Origin of the sequence: Gaetbulibacter aquiaggeris, assembly GCF_044003965.1 — a bacterium.
In the GTDB taxonomy this organism is placed as follows: domain Bacteria; phylum Bacteroidota; class Bacteroidia; order Flavobacteriales; family Flavobacteriaceae; genus Yeosuana; species Yeosuana aquiaggeris.
Window position 1 is genome coordinate 88,492 of sequence record NZ_JBAWKC010000007.1, and the last position, 16,298, is coordinate 104,789.

A 16,298-nucleotide genomic window follows, 5' to 3' on the forward strand; every position below is an offset into this window, starting at 1 on the left:
ATGATAGACCTCATTGGAGACATTCACGGGCACGCTGACAAACTTGAAGAATTACTTGTTAAGTTAGGCTATAAAAAAAGTAATGGAGCTTATTCGCATCCTAACAGGAAAGTATTATTTGTTGGCGACTACATTGACAGAGGACCGAAAATTAGGGAAACACTTTACATTGTTAAGTCGATGGTTGAGAGTGAAAATGCAATTGCGTTAATGGGAAATCATGAATACAATGCACTATGTTTCCATTTCCAAGAAACCGAAGGCGGACACCTTAGAAAACATTTGATTAAAAATATCATTCAACATTACGAAACACTCAAACAATTTCAGAATAGACAAAGGGAATATGAAGAGTATTTGGATTGGTTCAAAACATTGCCTCTTTATTTCGAAACGGACACATTTAAAGCTGTTCACGCCTGTTGGGACAACGATAACATCGAATTTCTAAAAAAGACCTTAGTCAACGACAGATTGACTGATGACCTCATTTATGAATCAGTAAAGAAAGGAACAGAACTGAATGAGGCAATTGAACAAACGCTTAAAGGCAAAGAAATGCAAATGCCTGAGGGACTTTTTTTTATAGATAAAGACGGAACCAGAAGAACTGAAATACGAATAAAATGGTGGGAAGACCCTTCAAAAATGACATACAAGTCAATAAGCGTTGAACCCATTGAAAAATTACCTGAAGAACCGATTAAATTATCCGAATTAAAATCCCCTGACTTTTATCGTGGTGATGACAAGATAGTATTTTTCGGGCATTATTGGCTAAAAGGTGAGCCATCACTATACAAAGACAATATCTGCTGCCTAGACTATAGCATTGCAAAAGGCGGAAAACTTGTTGCATACCGATTTAACGGGGAAAAGATTTTAGATAGAAGAAACTTAAAATATGTTTAAAAAAATTACATCACATAACAATGTTAATAGCGCATTAAAACGAGCCATATACTAACCGTTATATAGCATATAAAAATGGATCTAGGACCAATTGAAATTACTAGAAAAACAGGAGAAGAGAAATTTAAGTCAAAAAGTGATTTAAATAAAATTAGTTTATTGGAATTCTGGCAATGGTCAACATCTGATTTACTAGCAAATACAACAAGAGGATATCTTGCTGAATTCATAGTTGCTAACGATCTAGGAGTTAACAAAACTCTTCGAACTGATTGGAAGTCTTATGATTTAACCTCAAAAAAAGGGTTAAAAATAGAGATCAAAACTTCAGCTTATATTCAAACATGGGAACAATCTAAAATTTCGAAAATAATATATAGTATTAATCCCAGTAAAAATTATGACCCTATAAAAAACAGATTTGACGGAAAACCTTTTAGGGATAGTGATTATTATATTTTCTGCTTACTTCATCATACAGACCAGAAAACAATTAATCCTTTAGACCTTGACCAATGGGCATTTTATGTACTAGAAACTAGAATTCTTGAAGAAAAACTTCCAAAACAGAAAACAATAACTTTGAGTAGTCTTCTGAAACTTAATCCTGTTAAATGTAAATATGGTCAGATAAATAAAATAATTGAACCCTGAAAAAAAACGCTATATAACATACTATCAGAAATAAGATAATCTTTTTGCTTTTTTTTAAATTAACAGTTAACTTTAATAGTAATTAAATCAGGTATACTTGAGGTATACTCCAAGTATACCCATAATAAATTTAAATATAATGGAAAATAGGCATAACAATCGTACGATAACTATATGTGCAAAAGTAACCCCAAATGAAAAAATACGATATTCTAAAATTGCCGAATCACATGGCATAAGCTTTTCCGAATGGATAGCAAGTATTTTAAATATATATCAGGATGGATATGGTGAATTAAAAATTAATCCTGTTCGTGAAAATGAACTATTAAATGAAATAAGCAATCTGAAACAAAAAATAATACAATTGCAGGCTATATTAGATTTTAAAAATTCAATAATTGAAAATGGTAAAAAAGGATTTAACAGGTCCTTTTAGTAAACTGACGTATTAATGAGGCAAAATTGTTTTAAAAAAAGAAAATAGCACTCAAAAAAATTATTTTATAAAATAATTTTTATTTTTTATTACATACGTCAAAACCGTCCCCGGAAACGTCCCCGGTTAAACAAAAAAGCATCCCAATTTTCGGTAAAGAAAAAAGGAAAGCTTTCCATCGGCTTAACTACTTAAACCCCTGATATACTACTACATATATCAGACAACACAACGTCTTAAGTTTAAAAAAAAAGCCCTAATTTCTTAGAGCATTTTTGCAACTTTGCGGTCTGGACGGGACATGAGAATCTAATCAATAAAATGAAATATAAAAACATAAATAAAAAAGTAGTTACCCTTTTAGTTACCCTAAGCTGACTTAAAAACGTAAACCCTTGATTTTACTAGAGGAAACGGACTAGGTTCCGGAGTGTGGGGGGGCCTCAAATCTTTGTTTGTTTCATTTCATTAACCAAGACAATTAAAATGCTTCTAAAACAGACATTAATCTATGATTGAGATATAGTTTTTCTTTACCCACTTTTTCAGAAATTAAAAAGCCAGCTTTCTCTAAATCATTTAAATAGTTACCAACCGTTTTTGGTGTGCCTAATTTAGCATCAATTAAAAACTGTCTTTTTGTGTAAGGCAATCTAAACAGTATTTCAACTAATTCTTTAGTATATACTTTTGGTAACGTTTCTTTAATTTCTGCAGCCACTTGCTCCATTAAGTTATTTACATCCTTTAAACGTTGTAATCCTTTGTTGGCAGTATACTCTACCATTTCAAGCATATAGATTATCCACGCTTCCCAATCTTCATTTTCGGTAACCTCACGTAGTTTGGTATAATAGTCTGCTTTGTTTTTTATTATATATTCACTTAAATAAATAGCTGGTGTATCTAATAGTTTTTCAAGTTTTAAGTATAATAACAGCAAAATACGTCCTGTTCTACCATTACCATCACTAAAAGGATGTATCGCTTCAAATTGGTAGTGCATTAACGCCATTTTAATCAAAGGGTCTATAGCATCTTTACCATTTATAAAAGTTTCGAGATTAGCCAACTTTTCTCTTATAACAGCTTCACCAGTCGGTGGTGTATAAATAGTTTCGTCTTTTGCGTTTTTTAAAGCAGTTCCAGGAGTAGTTCTAATGCCTGCTGTATTCTTTTTAATGCTTTGTACTATTTCAACACAAAGATTGATTGTTATAAAAGGACGTTTTTCAATAAGTTGTAAACCATTCCAAAGTGCTTCTTTATAACTTATAACTTCTTTTGTTGCTGGGTTATCAAACTTTTTATCGGCAACAATAGACTTGTACAAATCGTCATTAGTTGTTATTATATTCTCTATTTCAGAACTTGCTTTTGCTTCCTGTAAATGAATTGTATCTAAAAATAAGGTAGGGTTAGGTAAATTAGTGAGCATACCATTAAGTTGTGCTAATGCTCTACTAGCATCAATAGTCTTTCGTAATACTTTAGTGGTTTCTAATGTTACCTTTGGTGGTAATAGTGGTAAGCTATTATAGGGTATATTTCTATTAAAATCTGTCATTTTGAACAAGGGTAATAATTACTTGCGTTATACAAACGAGGGTAAATATACTAAATATTTACCTTTGTTTATACTATAAGGATAAAACTTACGCTCGTTAATTTTAACCTTTTAACCCAAATAACCTCCGTTTTAGATAAATGTAAACTCTTTTATAAAGCAAGTGTTACGGTAACCCATAGTATATTTCAATTAATTAGCCATTTCTCTAATTCATAATTACTACAATCATAGGCAAGGACTAAAGGACATATTCAATAATTTTGACATATGGTTTTCTCAAATTATTATAAAGGTGTTTTAAGTTCTCAAGGCGTTCCTCATTTAAATGTTGAACAACATAGGCGTTTATTAAATATTCTGGCTTTAGAACAGGAGTTAAAAACAATTACTGGCTTAAAAGAAAAGATTAAAAGTTCAGACGACTTATACAAACTCTATGTAAAAGGTAATAGATTAGAAAAGCAATTAAAAGACCTTTACCAAACCTCATCCCCAAAAGAAATATTATTTGATATGATTGAAAAGTCAAAGAATTAGTATATTTAATTTTTTAATTAGAATAAAAAAAACGGTACAATACATTTCCGAATTTTCTTAATAATTGAAAAGGTGTATATACCCCGCCAATATGGGTGGGTATAGCTACTAGTAAACATATCCACTCGTTGTGGGCAATATAAGAGTGACATTCGGCTGACAACAAATTAAGAGTAATCAAAAAATAATGAGAAAGTTGCGCTTATCACTTGAATTTAACTAACGAAAAAATTATTTTATCAAAATATTCGGTAGTTACTTATTTTTACAATACAATAAATTAATCTTTTTATTATGGGACTAGATATTAAACCACCAACTTCCTTTTGGCTAGTAGCCATTTTTGCCCTTTTGTGGAATATAATTGAAATTTACTTTAGTTCTTATGAAATTGATTTTCTACAAAAATATTTAACTACCGAGGAATTCGAGAAAATTCAGTCAATTCCTTTTTGGTATATGGTTGTATTTATAGTTGCTTTATTTTCTGAGATGCTAGGTAGTTTCATGCTTTTTATGAGAAAAAAAATTGCTACTAAATTTTTTGGAATATCATTAATTACTTTGCTTTTTATAGAATTTTATTGGCTATTTGTATTTGACATTAAAAAAACCTCAATTGTATTTTACGCTATTATTCCTATTTTAGTTATTGCGATAGCAACATTTCTATATTTCTATAGTAAAAGAGCCACTAAAAAGGGTTGGATTAAATAGACAAGGTCATTCGAATTTATATTAAAAGAAATAAAGCGAGAATAAACTGCCCACAACACAATATATAAAAAATTGCTTGTAAGCGCTTAATGCATTGGCTTTTTCATATATTTAAGGTCAGTGCTAAACGGAAAAATTTGCGCTTATTTACACGCAACTTTCCATATCCATGAACGTTAGCGGTAATTAGATAAAATGAAAATACTAAAACGACTTTTAAAAATTGTATTCGCTCTTATTGGAGTGCTTGTCCTAATTGGAATCATTACACTTTGGGTTGATACAATTGGGACAAATTACTTAAAGGTTAATAAGAACGAACCAACATCCATTAATTCTTATCTGATTACTCATGTCAATGTAATTCCAATGAACCGAGACACTGTTTTAGTAGATAAAATGGTGTATATAAAAGAGGGTATAATTGAAAAGATTGCAGACACTATTGAGGTCAGAGGAATTCAAATTTTTGACGCTGAGAACAAGTATCTAACACCAGGCCTTATTGATATGCATGTTCATGTTTGGGATAGGTATGAACTTGGGCTATATCTTTCAAATGGTGTTACAGCAGTTCGAAATTTATGGGGTATGCCTATGCATTTAAGAATTAAAGAAGATGTAAACAATGACGAAATTATTTCACCAATATTTTTTACAACAGGACCTAAACTCACAGGTCCAGAATTTATCGGAGATGATAATTTACAACTAACAAGTCCTAACGAAGCCAAAGAAAAAGTAATTTCATACAAAAAAAGAGGGTATGATTTTATTAAAACCTACTATGGTTTAACTGAAGATATTTTCGATGCTGTCATTGAACAAGCAATTATTTCTGATATGGATATTGTTGCACATCCTTCACAAAAAGTACCATATTCATATCATTTTAATCCTCAGATAAAATCAATAGAACATGCAGAGGACATTATTCAACAACCTTTAAATTACAACTTATCAGATACGCTAAAGCTAAAAGAGGTAATTAACGATTTCTCTATATCAAAACATAGTTCTTTTAGTCCAACTTTAACCGTTTACAACAACATCTATCAAATGCTTATTGATGATAATATTTTAGAATCAGAGCAGCTACAATTCATGAGTCCTCTTATTAAAAAGGTTGATAGTAAAGCGCAGTTTGACAGATGGCACAACACTAAATTAAGAGATTCTTCCATTGTTAAGGCTATAAAGGATCAGCATGATTTGCATATAAAAATCATTAAAAAATCACATAAAGAAGGTATTACTTTTATTTGCGGAACAGATGCTGGAATAGGCGTAACTCTTCCTGGTTTTTCAATTCATCAAGAACTTGCATTCTATAAAGAAGCTGGACTTTCCAATTATGAAGTGCTTAAAACAGCTACAATAAATGCTTCAAAAACTCATTCGATTATGAACAATATGGGAACGATTGAAGTTGGCAAAATTGCAAATCTCTTATTAGTGGATGAAAATCCGCTAGTTGAATTGTCGTCACTTGAGAATCCGATTTACGTTTTTGTAAAGGGGCGAAAATTGAACAGAGAGACTTTGAATTCATATAATGAAAAAGCAAAGAACCGTAAGAATCTAATAGCTTCTGCTCTTAGGTATTTGGAAAACTTAATAATTGAAAAATAAACTACCGCTAACACCACCTATACGCAATGCCCTTCGGGACACTGCGCATAGCCAAACCGTTGTGTATCAGAAAAATGACCGAAAGAGAAGTAAATATCTATCGAATTAATTCATTTTACTCGAATTATCCAAGCAATCATTTTGACTCAATTGTAAGGAAAATGACAGAGCAAATTGAAATGGAAAAAACTGAATTGAGTAAAAGACGAAATGAGGATATTAAAAAGCGCTTTTTGACTGAAATGCAAATCTATCTTTTACAAAAGGAATTATTTGCTTTATCTCAAATGAGGATTATTTATAAGTATATGCAATTTGAAATCCACCTTAAAAAGTTGATTTCTGTAGCTTATGGTGTTCCAGAAAATGGATTATATAATTGGGATAAATTGATTTCGTTTTTTAAATCAAAAAATATTGACTTAAAGAAATTAAATAACTATTCGGACGTACATAACATTCTTGAACTGAACAATTCCATAAAACACTCTGAAGAATTACTTAATGACCGAACAAAAAATATTCCTGAATTTCAAAACAGAAAATCAGTCAATGTTAGGTTAATTAACGAATTTTACGAAAGAACAACGGATTCACCCAAGGAATTTATTTGGGAAATAACCAAAAAAATCCAAAAGGATTTATATGATTTTAGTAACGAGAGAATTGAGTCTATGGCTAAAGAATTGGATAAAAGAATGGATAAAGTGACCAAGGAAAAATTTATCGAAAAATTAAAGAATAACTAAACACAACACCGTGTAAAAAACATTGCTTATTTTAGTTTAACCGTTTGGTCGTTGCTTTGTTTGCTAGCTTCTGATTTTCCTTCGGAAAATCCTCGCACACAAAACCGCACTATTCTTATACGTAACCGTTAGCTGCAAGTTAATATGAATCCTATTTCAAATTTAATTGATAGAATGAATAACGAAAATCTTTGGGATAAAGAGATAGAATTAGAGCGCAATGAATATTTAAAAGTAAAAGGTAGCATTGATACTAATATATATTTAGTGATAAATGGAAGCTTGAGAATATTTGTAATTGATGAGTATGAAGAACACACAATTAGGTTTGGATATAAAGACAATATTATAGCTTCATTAGATTCATTCTTAAATGAACAACCTTCCGACTTCTATATTCAAGCTTTAAAGAAAACAACGGTAAAATCTATCGATAAAAAAAAGTATATCTCTTTTATCGAGTCATCATTAGAGAATAAGAAAATATGGCTTACTATTTTAGAAAATTTTGTCTTACAACAAATGGAGAGAGAAAGAGATATTCTAACATCTTCGCCTATTGAGCGGTACAAGAGAGTTTTAAAGAGAAGCCCTCAACTATTTCAAGAAATACCAAATAAATATATTGCATCATATTTAAGAATGACACCTGAAACTCTTTCAAGAATTAAGAAATCTTAATTTCAATCAAGATTTTAATTGAAAGATATCTTGAAATTTGTAAAAAAAAATTATGGTATCAACATCAGAAAAATTACTACAGAACTTATTAGAACTTACTCGAGAGAATTTAAATACCGTAGAGAATTTTAAAAACCAATCTACCGACTATTTAAATTGGAAACAAACCCCCGAAAGCTGGAACGTATTGGAATGTATTGAACATTTGAATAGATATGGCGATTTTTATATTCCAGAAATAACTAATAAGATAAAGACCTCTAAACATAAAAGTTCAGAAGTATTTAAAAGTAATTGGCTGGGAAATTATTTTAGCAAATCGGTTTCATACAATGAGGATTTAAATAAAATGAAAACGTTTAAAACTATGAATCCATTAAATTCAAAACTAAATATTAAAACACTCGAAAAATTTATAAATCAACAACATCAAATAATTGAACTGTTAGATAAGTCAAAAAATGTTAATCTTGATAAAACCAAAACGGCTATTTCAATTTCAAAATTAATTAAATTAAGATTAGGGGACACATTTAGAGTATTAATATATCATAACGAAAGGCATATCAGACAAGCAGAAAAAACATTTAAAAAAGCCAGCAGGTAACACCACCTATAAAAGCATTGCGACTGACCTTTTGCTTCCGCCAAGGTCGTAGCTGCTGCACATAGTTCAGCCAAATTTGTTATCTTAGCTAACGCAACGCTTTATAGCTGAAACGTTGTGTGTAATTTTGAATAAAAACTTGTAACATAATGGAAACCAATTAGACGTATTCATCAATCAATCAATCAATCAATCAAATGAATTATTCTATTAAAACCCTTATTTGGGTATTCTTAATTATTTCTACATTAAACTCTTATTCTCAAAAAGCTAATAAAGGGTTCTTTAACAAATCTCAAATAGAAAATAAAATTGACTCTTTATTCAGTAAATATGAAAAAGAACCAGGTATTTCTATTGGAATTTTAGTTGGTGACTCTTTGGTTGTTCAAAAACAATATGGACTTGCAAATTTGGAATATCATATTCCCATAACCAACAAAACTTCTTTCCACGTGGCTTCCGTTTCAAAGCAATTTACAGCTCTAGCTGTTTTAATGTTGGAAAGCGAAGGGAAATTATCATTAGACGATGATATAAAAAAATATATCTCGGAAATGAAAATAGAAAACACAAAAATATCTATTCGAAATCTTCTTCATCACACAAGTGGTATAAGAGATCAGTGGAATTTATTAAGACTTGCTGGTTGGCGCTTAGATGATGTTATAACGAATGAACAAGTGTTAAATCTGATTTATAATCAGAAAAATTTAAATTTTTTACCAAATGAAGAATTTATGTATAGCAACTCTGGATATACCTTGTTGGCTGAAATTGTTTCAAGAGTTTCCAATATGTCTTTTGCTGAATTTACCCAAAAAAGAATATTTGATCCATTGGGTATGAACCATACTTTTTTTGTTGACAAAGTAGGTATGGTAATACCCCATAAAGCCCTTTCATATTGCAAACTCGACAATGAATACGTTGAAGACATATTCAATAACGTAAGTGTAGGCGCAACAAACCTATCTACCACTATAGAGGATTTAAGTAAATGGGCGCTTAATTTTAACCAACCTAAAGTAGGAACACAAGCTGTTTTTGAAAAAATGAATACCTCAGGCGTCCTAAATAATGGAGATAAAACAGGTTATGGTTATGGACAATTCATTGATACATATAAGGGTGTTCCCAGAATATCCCATAGCGGTTTAGACGCTAGTTATCAGGCGTATATAGGAAGGCTTCCGGAAAATAATATGAGTCTTTTAATCGCTTGTAATAACTCTTCTATAAACGGAGGCAGAATGGTTAAGCAACTAACCGAAATCTGTTTAAAAAATATTTTAAAGAAAATCGCAAAAGTCGCTTCTCAAAAAAGCGTTGAACGCAAAACGTCCATTACATTAAGTAGCTCAATTCTTAAAACTTTTGAAGGCCATTACTGGAATAAAAAAGACAGGTACTCAAGAGAAATAATACTTCAAAACGACACTCTTTATTACGCAAGAGAAGATGGCAGTAAAACTGCTTTAATACCAGTTGGACATTCTGATTTTGAAATGCTTGGCGATGAATATATTGCCGTCTCATTTCAACAAAATAAAATACTATTAATATTTGATGATGGTTATACCATTGAATTTCAAAAGTATGTACCTGAAGGCTCTAATTTATCGACTTTAAAAGATTATTGTGGAACATTTTATTCTCAAGAACTGAAAACGTATTATACATTTAGCATTGACAAGGACATATTGCTGGCTAACCATCAAAGACTTGGGAATATAAACTTAAAAGCAATAATGAAAGATTTTTTTATTGGGAAAGGTTCATTTAGAGATGTTTATTTTAAGAGAGATGCATTTGGAAAGGTTATAGGATTTAATGTTTCGGCTAGTAGGGCAAAAAATATTTCATTCAAAAAAATAATGGACTAAAAACCACACACAATATTGTATAAAAATAATGCTTAATTTAGTCCTTAATCAAAGGTTAGTGCTGTTTTGTTACATCTGATTTTCTACGGAAAATCCTCGCACACAAAACCGCACTATTCTTATACATAAACGTTAGCGGTCAGCTTGAAAAACGACTGACATTAAAATAAGTGAAAGAAATTGAATTTCTAGAAACGGAAAGAACTATAATGCGTAAACTGACAAAAGAAGACGCAAACGATTTCTATACATTAAATCTTGACGCAGAAATATTGAAATTTACGGGAGATAAACCATTTGAAGATTTACAATCCGCAAAAGACTTTTTGACTAATTATGATCAATACGAAAAGTATGGAGTTGGACGACTTGCAGTAATTGACAAAAAAAATTCAAAATTCTTGGGTTGGTGTGGGCTTAAATTTAATAAAGACAAAAATGAATACGATATAGGTTTTCGATTTCATAAAATGTACTGGAATAAAGGACTTGCGACCGAAACTTCAAAAAAATGTATTGATTTTGGTTTTAATGAACTTAAAATTGAAAAAATAGTTGGTCGAGCAATGAAAGAAAATATTGGCTCAATCAAAGTTCTTGAGAAAATAGGTATGGTATTTAAAGAAAAATTTGATTTTGAAGGACAAGAAGGAGCTATTTACGAACTGACAAAAAAGATTGAATAAAAATAAGCCGAACCGTTAACAACTGCTATAATTCAGCGTGGCCTATGCCCTATTTTGAAAAATATGTAAAATTAACCAAGCTGATTTCTCTGCGGACAAATCCTGTAGATTTATTCACGCCGAAATCATAGCCAAACCGTTGGCATTAATTATCAGTCAGCCGGTAACAATGTGCTCTATTAATCGTCATAGCTCAAAACCAATTAATCAATTCAAACAAAAATGAATATAAAAAGGACCAGCTCTAAATCATTGACCAATTACAGTATTAATATAAAAATTAAACTAGCTGCCCTTTGGACATCATTGATGTTTCTATACATATACGCTGACTTTTTTCAGCTTATGACACCTAAAAAATTAGAGAGGATGATGAATCTTGAAACTCCTATGGGGCCGACATCTCCTCAAATTTTGGTCATTTTTTCTGTTATTTTAATTATTCCTGCCTTGATGATATTTCTTTCTATTTTTCTAAAACCACAAATAAATAAATGGTTGAACATAATTATTGCATTGATTTATACGAGTATGTCAATTCTAATCATAGTTTCAACTATCGGGGATAATTGGCATACATTTTATGTTCTTTTCAACTTCGTAGAAACCATTTTATTTGCAATAATAATATTACAAGCATGGAAATGGCCGAGAGTGGAATAACGCTGTAGGCAACTCCAATTATTAAAGAACACATATATAAAATCTATGACTTTAAATGACAAACAAAGTAAGTTGGTAATGACAGCAAGAATTGCAGGAATTTGGTACTTAATTATGGCTATTTCAGGAATATTAGGATTCATGGTTTTTCATCCCCAGATATTTATTTCTGGAAATCCAGAAAGAACACTTGCGAATTTAATAGAACTTGAATCTACTGGAAGGATTCGGATTATGTTGGAGTTTGCCATTGTTATTTCCCAAGCTCTAACAGCAGTATGGTTTTATAAATTGTTTAAAGACGTTAATGAATGGGTGGCTTGGACACTAGGCATTTGGGGAATGATTAATTCAGTTGCAATCATGATTAGTGCAATTTCTATGGCTTCTGCTATTGATATTGCAAACTCTTCTATCCAGACTATGGATGACAAGGTTTTATTAATACAGGTTTTTCAAAGTATAATTACAAACGCCTGGGGAATTGGTGGTCTTTTCTTTGGACTTTGGCTTTTCCCTATGGGATACATTATAATCAAAAGTAAAAGGATGCCCGTTTGGTTAGGCAGAGTCATACTCCTTGGTGGTATTGGATACCTTATTAGTACTTTTATTAGTTATGCAGGAATTGATTTTTCCTTCGGCAGAATTTTAATTCTTCCTGCAACAATTGGGGAGTTTTGGATGATAGGATATTTATTAATTTTTGGAATACGCCCGGTAAATGAATAAACTTTAAACAGCACTCGTACTTACTATGCACAAAACTTTGGAACTAATCAAATGATGAAAAAATATTGTTCGGTTCTATATATTTTACTTCTACTGGTAAGCTGTATCAATGATTCAAACAATTCTAATATGGACTTTTTAACTGTCAAAATTCCAGATAATATTCCTATTGAATTTAGGCCCTGCGACATACCAAATGACAGGCTCATTCATAAGGGAACATTTAGTCCTAGTTTAGATGAATACTACTTCACCATCTCTGACAAGCAATTTGAACGGTTTGACGTATACGTGCAAAAAAAAGAAAGTGGAAGTTGGTCAGAACCAGAACGAGCTTATTTTAACAGCATTTACAGTGACCATGGAATGAGTTTTTCTCCAGATGGCAATACACTTTACTTTAGTTCAACCCGACCAACTGGCATTGATGGGATACCAGAGACATGGCACATCTGGAAATCCATGAAAGTTGACGGAAAATGGAGTGAACCAGAATTTGTGAATATTCCGAACCTTATAAATAAACTCACTTCTCACCCATCTGTTTCGAATTCAGGAACAATGTACTTTCACGCTAGTAATTTGGATTATAGTGAAATGGACATTTACTTCTCTAAACAGGTGAACGGGATATTCGAATCGGCACAAAAAGCCTCTATTAAAATTGACACACCAATTGAAAAATGTACTCCTTATATTTCTCCAACCGAAGATTACCTAATATTTGCTTCTGTAGGGGAAGAACTTGACCTAATAGTAACTTATAAAGACGATTTCGGTCAATGGACAAATACAAAAAAACTAAACGAAAAAATAAACGACAAAGGCCAGGGTAATCCTTATGTGACAACTGATGATAAATATCTTTTTTTTACAGCTATTGACAGCACAAGTGGGACATGGAAAATTAAATGGGTTAATATAGAAAATGAATTAAAAGTAAACTAATGCCAACGATGGATATAAAAATTAGGTGAAATATTAATAAAATCAGAGTATTGGGCTATTATCAAACTTTGTGCTTAACCGAAAGTTTAATGCTTCGAGATCGCCTACTTTTCATAAACTAAACGTTACCAACTATAAATCACACTAAATGAGAAGATTTACTCTAATATTACTTTCCACTATATGTCTTTTGAATTTTTCTTGCCATAAGCAGGAAACTGAATTGACAGAAGTACAGGCACAACAAATTGCTAAATCTGCGATAGATATAGTCAAAAAGGTTTTTGAATATTCCAATAACATGGACTTTGAATCAGGATTAAACCATTATTCAGAGTCTTCTAATTCATACTTTATCACAGATGGAATAATGCATTCATTGTCTGACCTTAAGAAAGCATATAAGGACATAGGACCTGCAGTTGAAGATTTACACAATACTATTGAACGCTGGAATGTGCATGTTCTATCACAAGATATAGTCACTTTCACTCTTCCAGTAAAACTAAAACTGAAACTTAAAGGGATTCCAGAATATACTGGACAACTTATTTGGACAGCAACACTTCAAAAACAAGAAGATCGTTGGATGATTGTTCAAAGCCATGAATCGTGGCTAAACTGTGCAGCAGTTGCAGCGGCACTTATTCCAACAAATGGCATTTAAAACAGTTGGTAACATCAATTAAACGTCATGGCTCGGTATGACGGATTAACAAGTCAATCCTTTTTGCTACTTTTAGGCGGACGTCTTGGTCTGCACTTCGTTTGACCGCAACGACCTTTTAGTAAGAGCGTTGGCTGCAATTTTAAGAAATCAAGGACCTTAATTTTATATAACTTTCCTATGGGGATTTGATGTTCTTTAATTTGAATTCTATTGCCTCCAACAGCTGCAATATTTGCTTTTGCTACAATATAAGATTTATGAACTTGAATAAATTTTTCTGGAGAAAAGCGATTAAAGAAAAATTACAAATAAAAACATAGCGCCTAAAACCGTGTAAAAAACATTGCTTATTTTAGTTTAACTGTTTGGTCGTTGCTTTGTTTGCTAGCTTCTGATTTTCCTTTGGAAAATCCTCGCACTCAAACACGCAACTAACCATACACAAACACGTTGTACATCACTAAAAAATGAGAAGAATAATAGTTCAAGGTAGTTCGAGGAATAATGGCAATACAAATAAAATTGTTCAAATTTTACAAAAATATTTAGAATGCGATTTAATCGATTTAAGTGAATGTGATATTCGTCAGTATGACTATGAAAACAGAAATAAAAATGACGATTTTTTGACAACAATTAAAAAGATTGTAGAGTATGATTTAATAATATTTGCTACGCCTGTTTATTGGTATTCGATGAGTGGCACTTTGAAAACATTTTTTGATAGAATAACTGATTGTTTAAAAATAGATAAGGAAACAGGTCGTAAACTTCGTGGGAAAAATATGGCAGCAATAAGCTGTGGCTCCGACAGTCATGAAAATGAAGGTTTCTTTATTCCTTTTGAAAAAAGTGCTGAATACCTTGGAATGAATTATTTTGGACATATTCATACGTGGATTGAGGAAAAGGAACCATCAGATTCAACATTAGATTTGATTAAAGATTTTTCAAAAAACTTAAGTAAATGCAAATGACTACACACAACAACGTTTATAATTCATTGCTAGTTATAGCTTACATACGAAAGTCCTCGCGGACTTTCTATCTTTGATTTATTTGCTAACTTTCGTACTTAAACACGCAACGAAATCATACACAAACACGTTGTAAGGCATTAAAAAAAACCTATGAACAGAGCATTAAACATTCATAAAAACCTAATAATATTTGGAATACCAATATTGATTATTGGAATGATGATAACCCTTGCGAAATCATCGATTTTCTCATCAAATCCAAATAAACTCTCGATTGGAATTACGTTCGACTTATTATTGACAGTTCCTATCATCTACTTTTTGCTTATCAGAAAAACGAGTATTCCAAAGACAACAGTATTGCCATTCCTAATTATTGGTATTATTATTTGTTCATTAATACTTCCTGCTGAAAATCAATATTATCTAAATCTTTTTAAGACTTGGGTACTTCCAATCTTGGAATTATCAATTTTATCATTTGTTATTTTTAACGTTAGGAAAGCACTAAAAAGGTATAAAGAAAAGAAAACAGAATCAATTGACTTTTTCACAACTTTAAAAAGCACTTGCTATGAAATACTTCCAAAAGGGGTTGTTATTCCTGTTGTAACTGAAATTGCGGTTTTCTATTACGGATTTATTCATTGGAAGAAAAGAAAATTGAAAGACAATGAGTTTACTTATCACAAAGATAGCGGGACAGTTACTTTATTGATTGCGATTATATTTATCGTTGCTATAGAAACTATTACTTTTCATATTTTATTGGCAAAATGGAATATTACTGCTGCTTGGATTTTGAGCTTTTTAAGTATCTATTCTGGAATCCAGCTTTTTGGTTTTCTAAAATCAATGTACAAAAGACCAATTTCAATTGAAAATGACAAACTTTTCCTTCGATATGGAATAATGAACGAAACGACTATTGATTTAGTAGACATTGAAAGCATTGAAATTTCATCAAAAGACATCGAATTGAACAACGAAACTCGGAAACTATCATTTTTGGGAGAATTGGAAAGCCATAATGTTATTATCAGGTTAAAGAAAGAAAATACATTGATTGGACTGTATGGAATTAAACGTAAGTACAAGAATTTAGTATTATACGTTGACAAGAAAAATGAATTCAAAAATCAAATAAGTAACGCCTTACAACAATGAACTAAGCTAAAATCCAAATGTTTTATTAGATTATTTTATTACATAATTATAATCATATGGCAAGCCTG

At 31.2% G+C, this 16,298-nt stretch carries 18 protein-coding genes and 1 pseudogene; 17 read left to right on the forward strand and 2 right to left on the reverse strand.

What is annotated here, in order from left to right; translation table 11 throughout:
- From V8G56_RS16120 to V8G56_RS16130, 3 genes are all read left to right on the forward strand, one after another.
- Complete coding sequence (locus tag V8G56_RS16120) at positions 1-912, forward strand: metallophosphoesterase (RefSeq protein ID WP_395439493.1); 912 nt, start codon at positions 1-3, stop codon at positions 910-912.
- Between the two features lie 75 nt (positions 913-987).
- Positions 988-1,566: a hypothetical protein gene (locus tag V8G56_RS16125; protein WP_395439494.1), complete on the forward strand. Its 579-nt coding sequence runs from the start codon at positions 988-990 to the stop codon at positions 1,564-1,566.
- Positions 1,567-1,663: 97 nt separating this feature from the next.
- Positions 1,664-2,005 carry a hypothetical protein gene (locus V8G56_RS16130; protein WP_395439495.1) on the forward strand — a complete coding sequence of 114 codons (342 nt, stop codon included), beginning with the start codon at positions 1,664-1,666 and terminating at the stop codon, positions 2,003-2,005.
- Positions 2,006-2,486: 481 nt separating this feature from the next.
- Here the strand turns inward: V8G56_RS16130 and V8G56_RS16135 are convergent, their stop codons facing one another.
- Positions 2,487-3,572 (reverse strand): Fic family protein, encoded by a 1,086-nt coding sequence (locus tag V8G56_RS16135; RefSeq protein ID WP_395439496.1) that lies wholly within the window; start codon positions 3,570-3,572, stop codon positions 2,487-2,489.
- A 270-nt stretch (positions 3,573-3,842) separates the two neighbouring features.
- On the opposite strand from V8G56_RS16135, the gene V8G56_RS16140 reads away from it, so the two are divergent.
- From V8G56_RS16140 to V8G56_RS16195, 12 genes are all read left to right on the forward strand, one after another.
- Positions 3,843-4,112, forward strand: a complete 270-nt coding sequence (locus V8G56_RS16140) for a hypothetical protein (protein WP_395439497.1) — start codon at positions 3,843-3,845, stop codon at positions 4,110-4,112.
- Positions 4,113-4,406: 294 nt separating this feature from the next.
- Positions 4,407-4,829, forward strand: a complete 423-nt coding sequence (locus V8G56_RS16145) for a hypothetical protein (protein WP_395439498.1) — start codon at positions 4,407-4,409, stop codon at positions 4,827-4,829.
- 195 nt (positions 4,830-5,024) lie between these two features.
- Complete coding sequence (locus tag V8G56_RS16150) at positions 5,025-6,461, forward strand: amidohydrolase family protein (protein WP_395439499.1); 1,437 nt, start codon at positions 5,025-5,027, stop codon at positions 6,459-6,461.
- A 161-nt stretch (positions 6,462-6,622) separates the two neighbouring features.
- On the forward strand, positions 6,623-7,210 hold the full coding sequence (locus V8G56_RS16155) for a hypothetical protein (RefSeq protein WP_395439500.1): 588 nt from the start codon (positions 6,623-6,625) through the stop codon (positions 7,208-7,210).
- A 174-nt stretch (positions 7,211-7,384) separates the two neighbouring features.
- Complete coding sequence (locus V8G56_RS16160; RefSeq protein WP_395439501.1) at positions 7,385-7,891, forward strand: Crp/Fnr family transcriptional regulator; 507 nt, start codon at positions 7,385-7,387, stop codon at positions 7,889-7,891.
- A 52-nt stretch (positions 7,892-7,943) separates the two neighbouring features.
- Positions 7,944-8,498, forward strand: coding sequence for a DinB family protein (locus V8G56_RS16165; RefSeq protein ID WP_395439502.1), 555 nt, complete (start codon positions 7,944-7,946; stop codon positions 8,496-8,498).
- A 197-nt stretch (positions 8,499-8,695) separates the two neighbouring features.
- On the forward strand, positions 8,696-10,384 hold the full coding sequence (locus tag V8G56_RS16170; protein ID WP_395439503.1) for a serine hydrolase domain-containing protein: 1,689 nt from the start codon (positions 8,696-8,698) through the stop codon (positions 10,382-10,384).
- A 170-nt stretch (positions 10,385-10,554) separates the two neighbouring features.
- A complete protein-coding gene (locus V8G56_RS16175) occupies positions 10,555-11,070 on the forward strand; it encodes a GNAT family N-acetyltransferase (RefSeq protein ID WP_395439504.1) in 516 nt (171 codons plus the stop codon).
- A 222-nt stretch (positions 11,071-11,292) separates the two neighbouring features.
- Positions 11,293-11,733, forward strand: a complete 441-nt coding sequence (locus tag V8G56_RS16180) for a DUF6326 family protein (protein WP_395439505.1) — start codon at positions 11,293-11,295, stop codon at positions 11,731-11,733.
- Between the two features lie 78 nt (positions 11,734-11,811).
- Positions 11,812-12,465: a DUF4386 domain-containing protein gene (locus V8G56_RS16185; RefSeq protein ID WP_395439506.1), complete on the forward strand. Its 654-nt coding sequence runs from the start codon at positions 11,812-11,814 to the stop codon at positions 12,463-12,465.
- A 129-nt stretch (positions 12,466-12,594) separates the two neighbouring features.
- Positions 12,595-13,413 carry a TolB-like translocation protein gene (locus tag V8G56_RS16190; RefSeq protein ID WP_395439507.1) on the forward strand — a complete coding sequence of 273 codons (819 nt, stop codon included), beginning with the start codon at positions 12,595-12,597 and terminating at the stop codon, positions 13,411-13,413.
- Between the two features lie 148 nt (positions 13,414-13,561).
- Positions 13,562-14,080 (forward strand): nuclear transport factor 2 family protein, encoded by a 519-nt coding sequence (locus V8G56_RS16195; RefSeq protein ID WP_395439508.1) that lies wholly within the window; start codon positions 13,562-13,564, stop codon positions 14,078-14,080.
- Positions 14,081-14,133: 53 nt separating this feature from the next.
- Here the strand turns inward: V8G56_RS16195 and V8G56_RS16200 are convergent.
- Positions 14,134-14,364: pseudogene (locus V8G56_RS16200) on the reverse strand (hypothetical protein); the annotation flags it as partial.
- A 186-nt stretch (positions 14,365-14,550) separates the two neighbouring features.
- On the opposite strand from V8G56_RS16200, the gene V8G56_RS16205 reads away from it, so the two are divergent.
- Entirely contained in the window at positions 14,551-15,060 is a 510-nt protein-coding gene (locus tag V8G56_RS16205) for a flavodoxin family protein (RefSeq protein ID WP_395439509.1), read from the forward strand.
- Positions 15,061-15,213: 153 nt separating this feature from the next.
- Complete coding sequence (locus tag V8G56_RS16210) at positions 15,214-16,230, forward strand: hypothetical protein (protein WP_395439510.1); 1,017 nt, start codon at positions 15,214-15,216, stop codon at positions 16,228-16,230.
- The last annotated feature ends 68 nt before the right edge of the window (positions 16,231-16,298 follow it).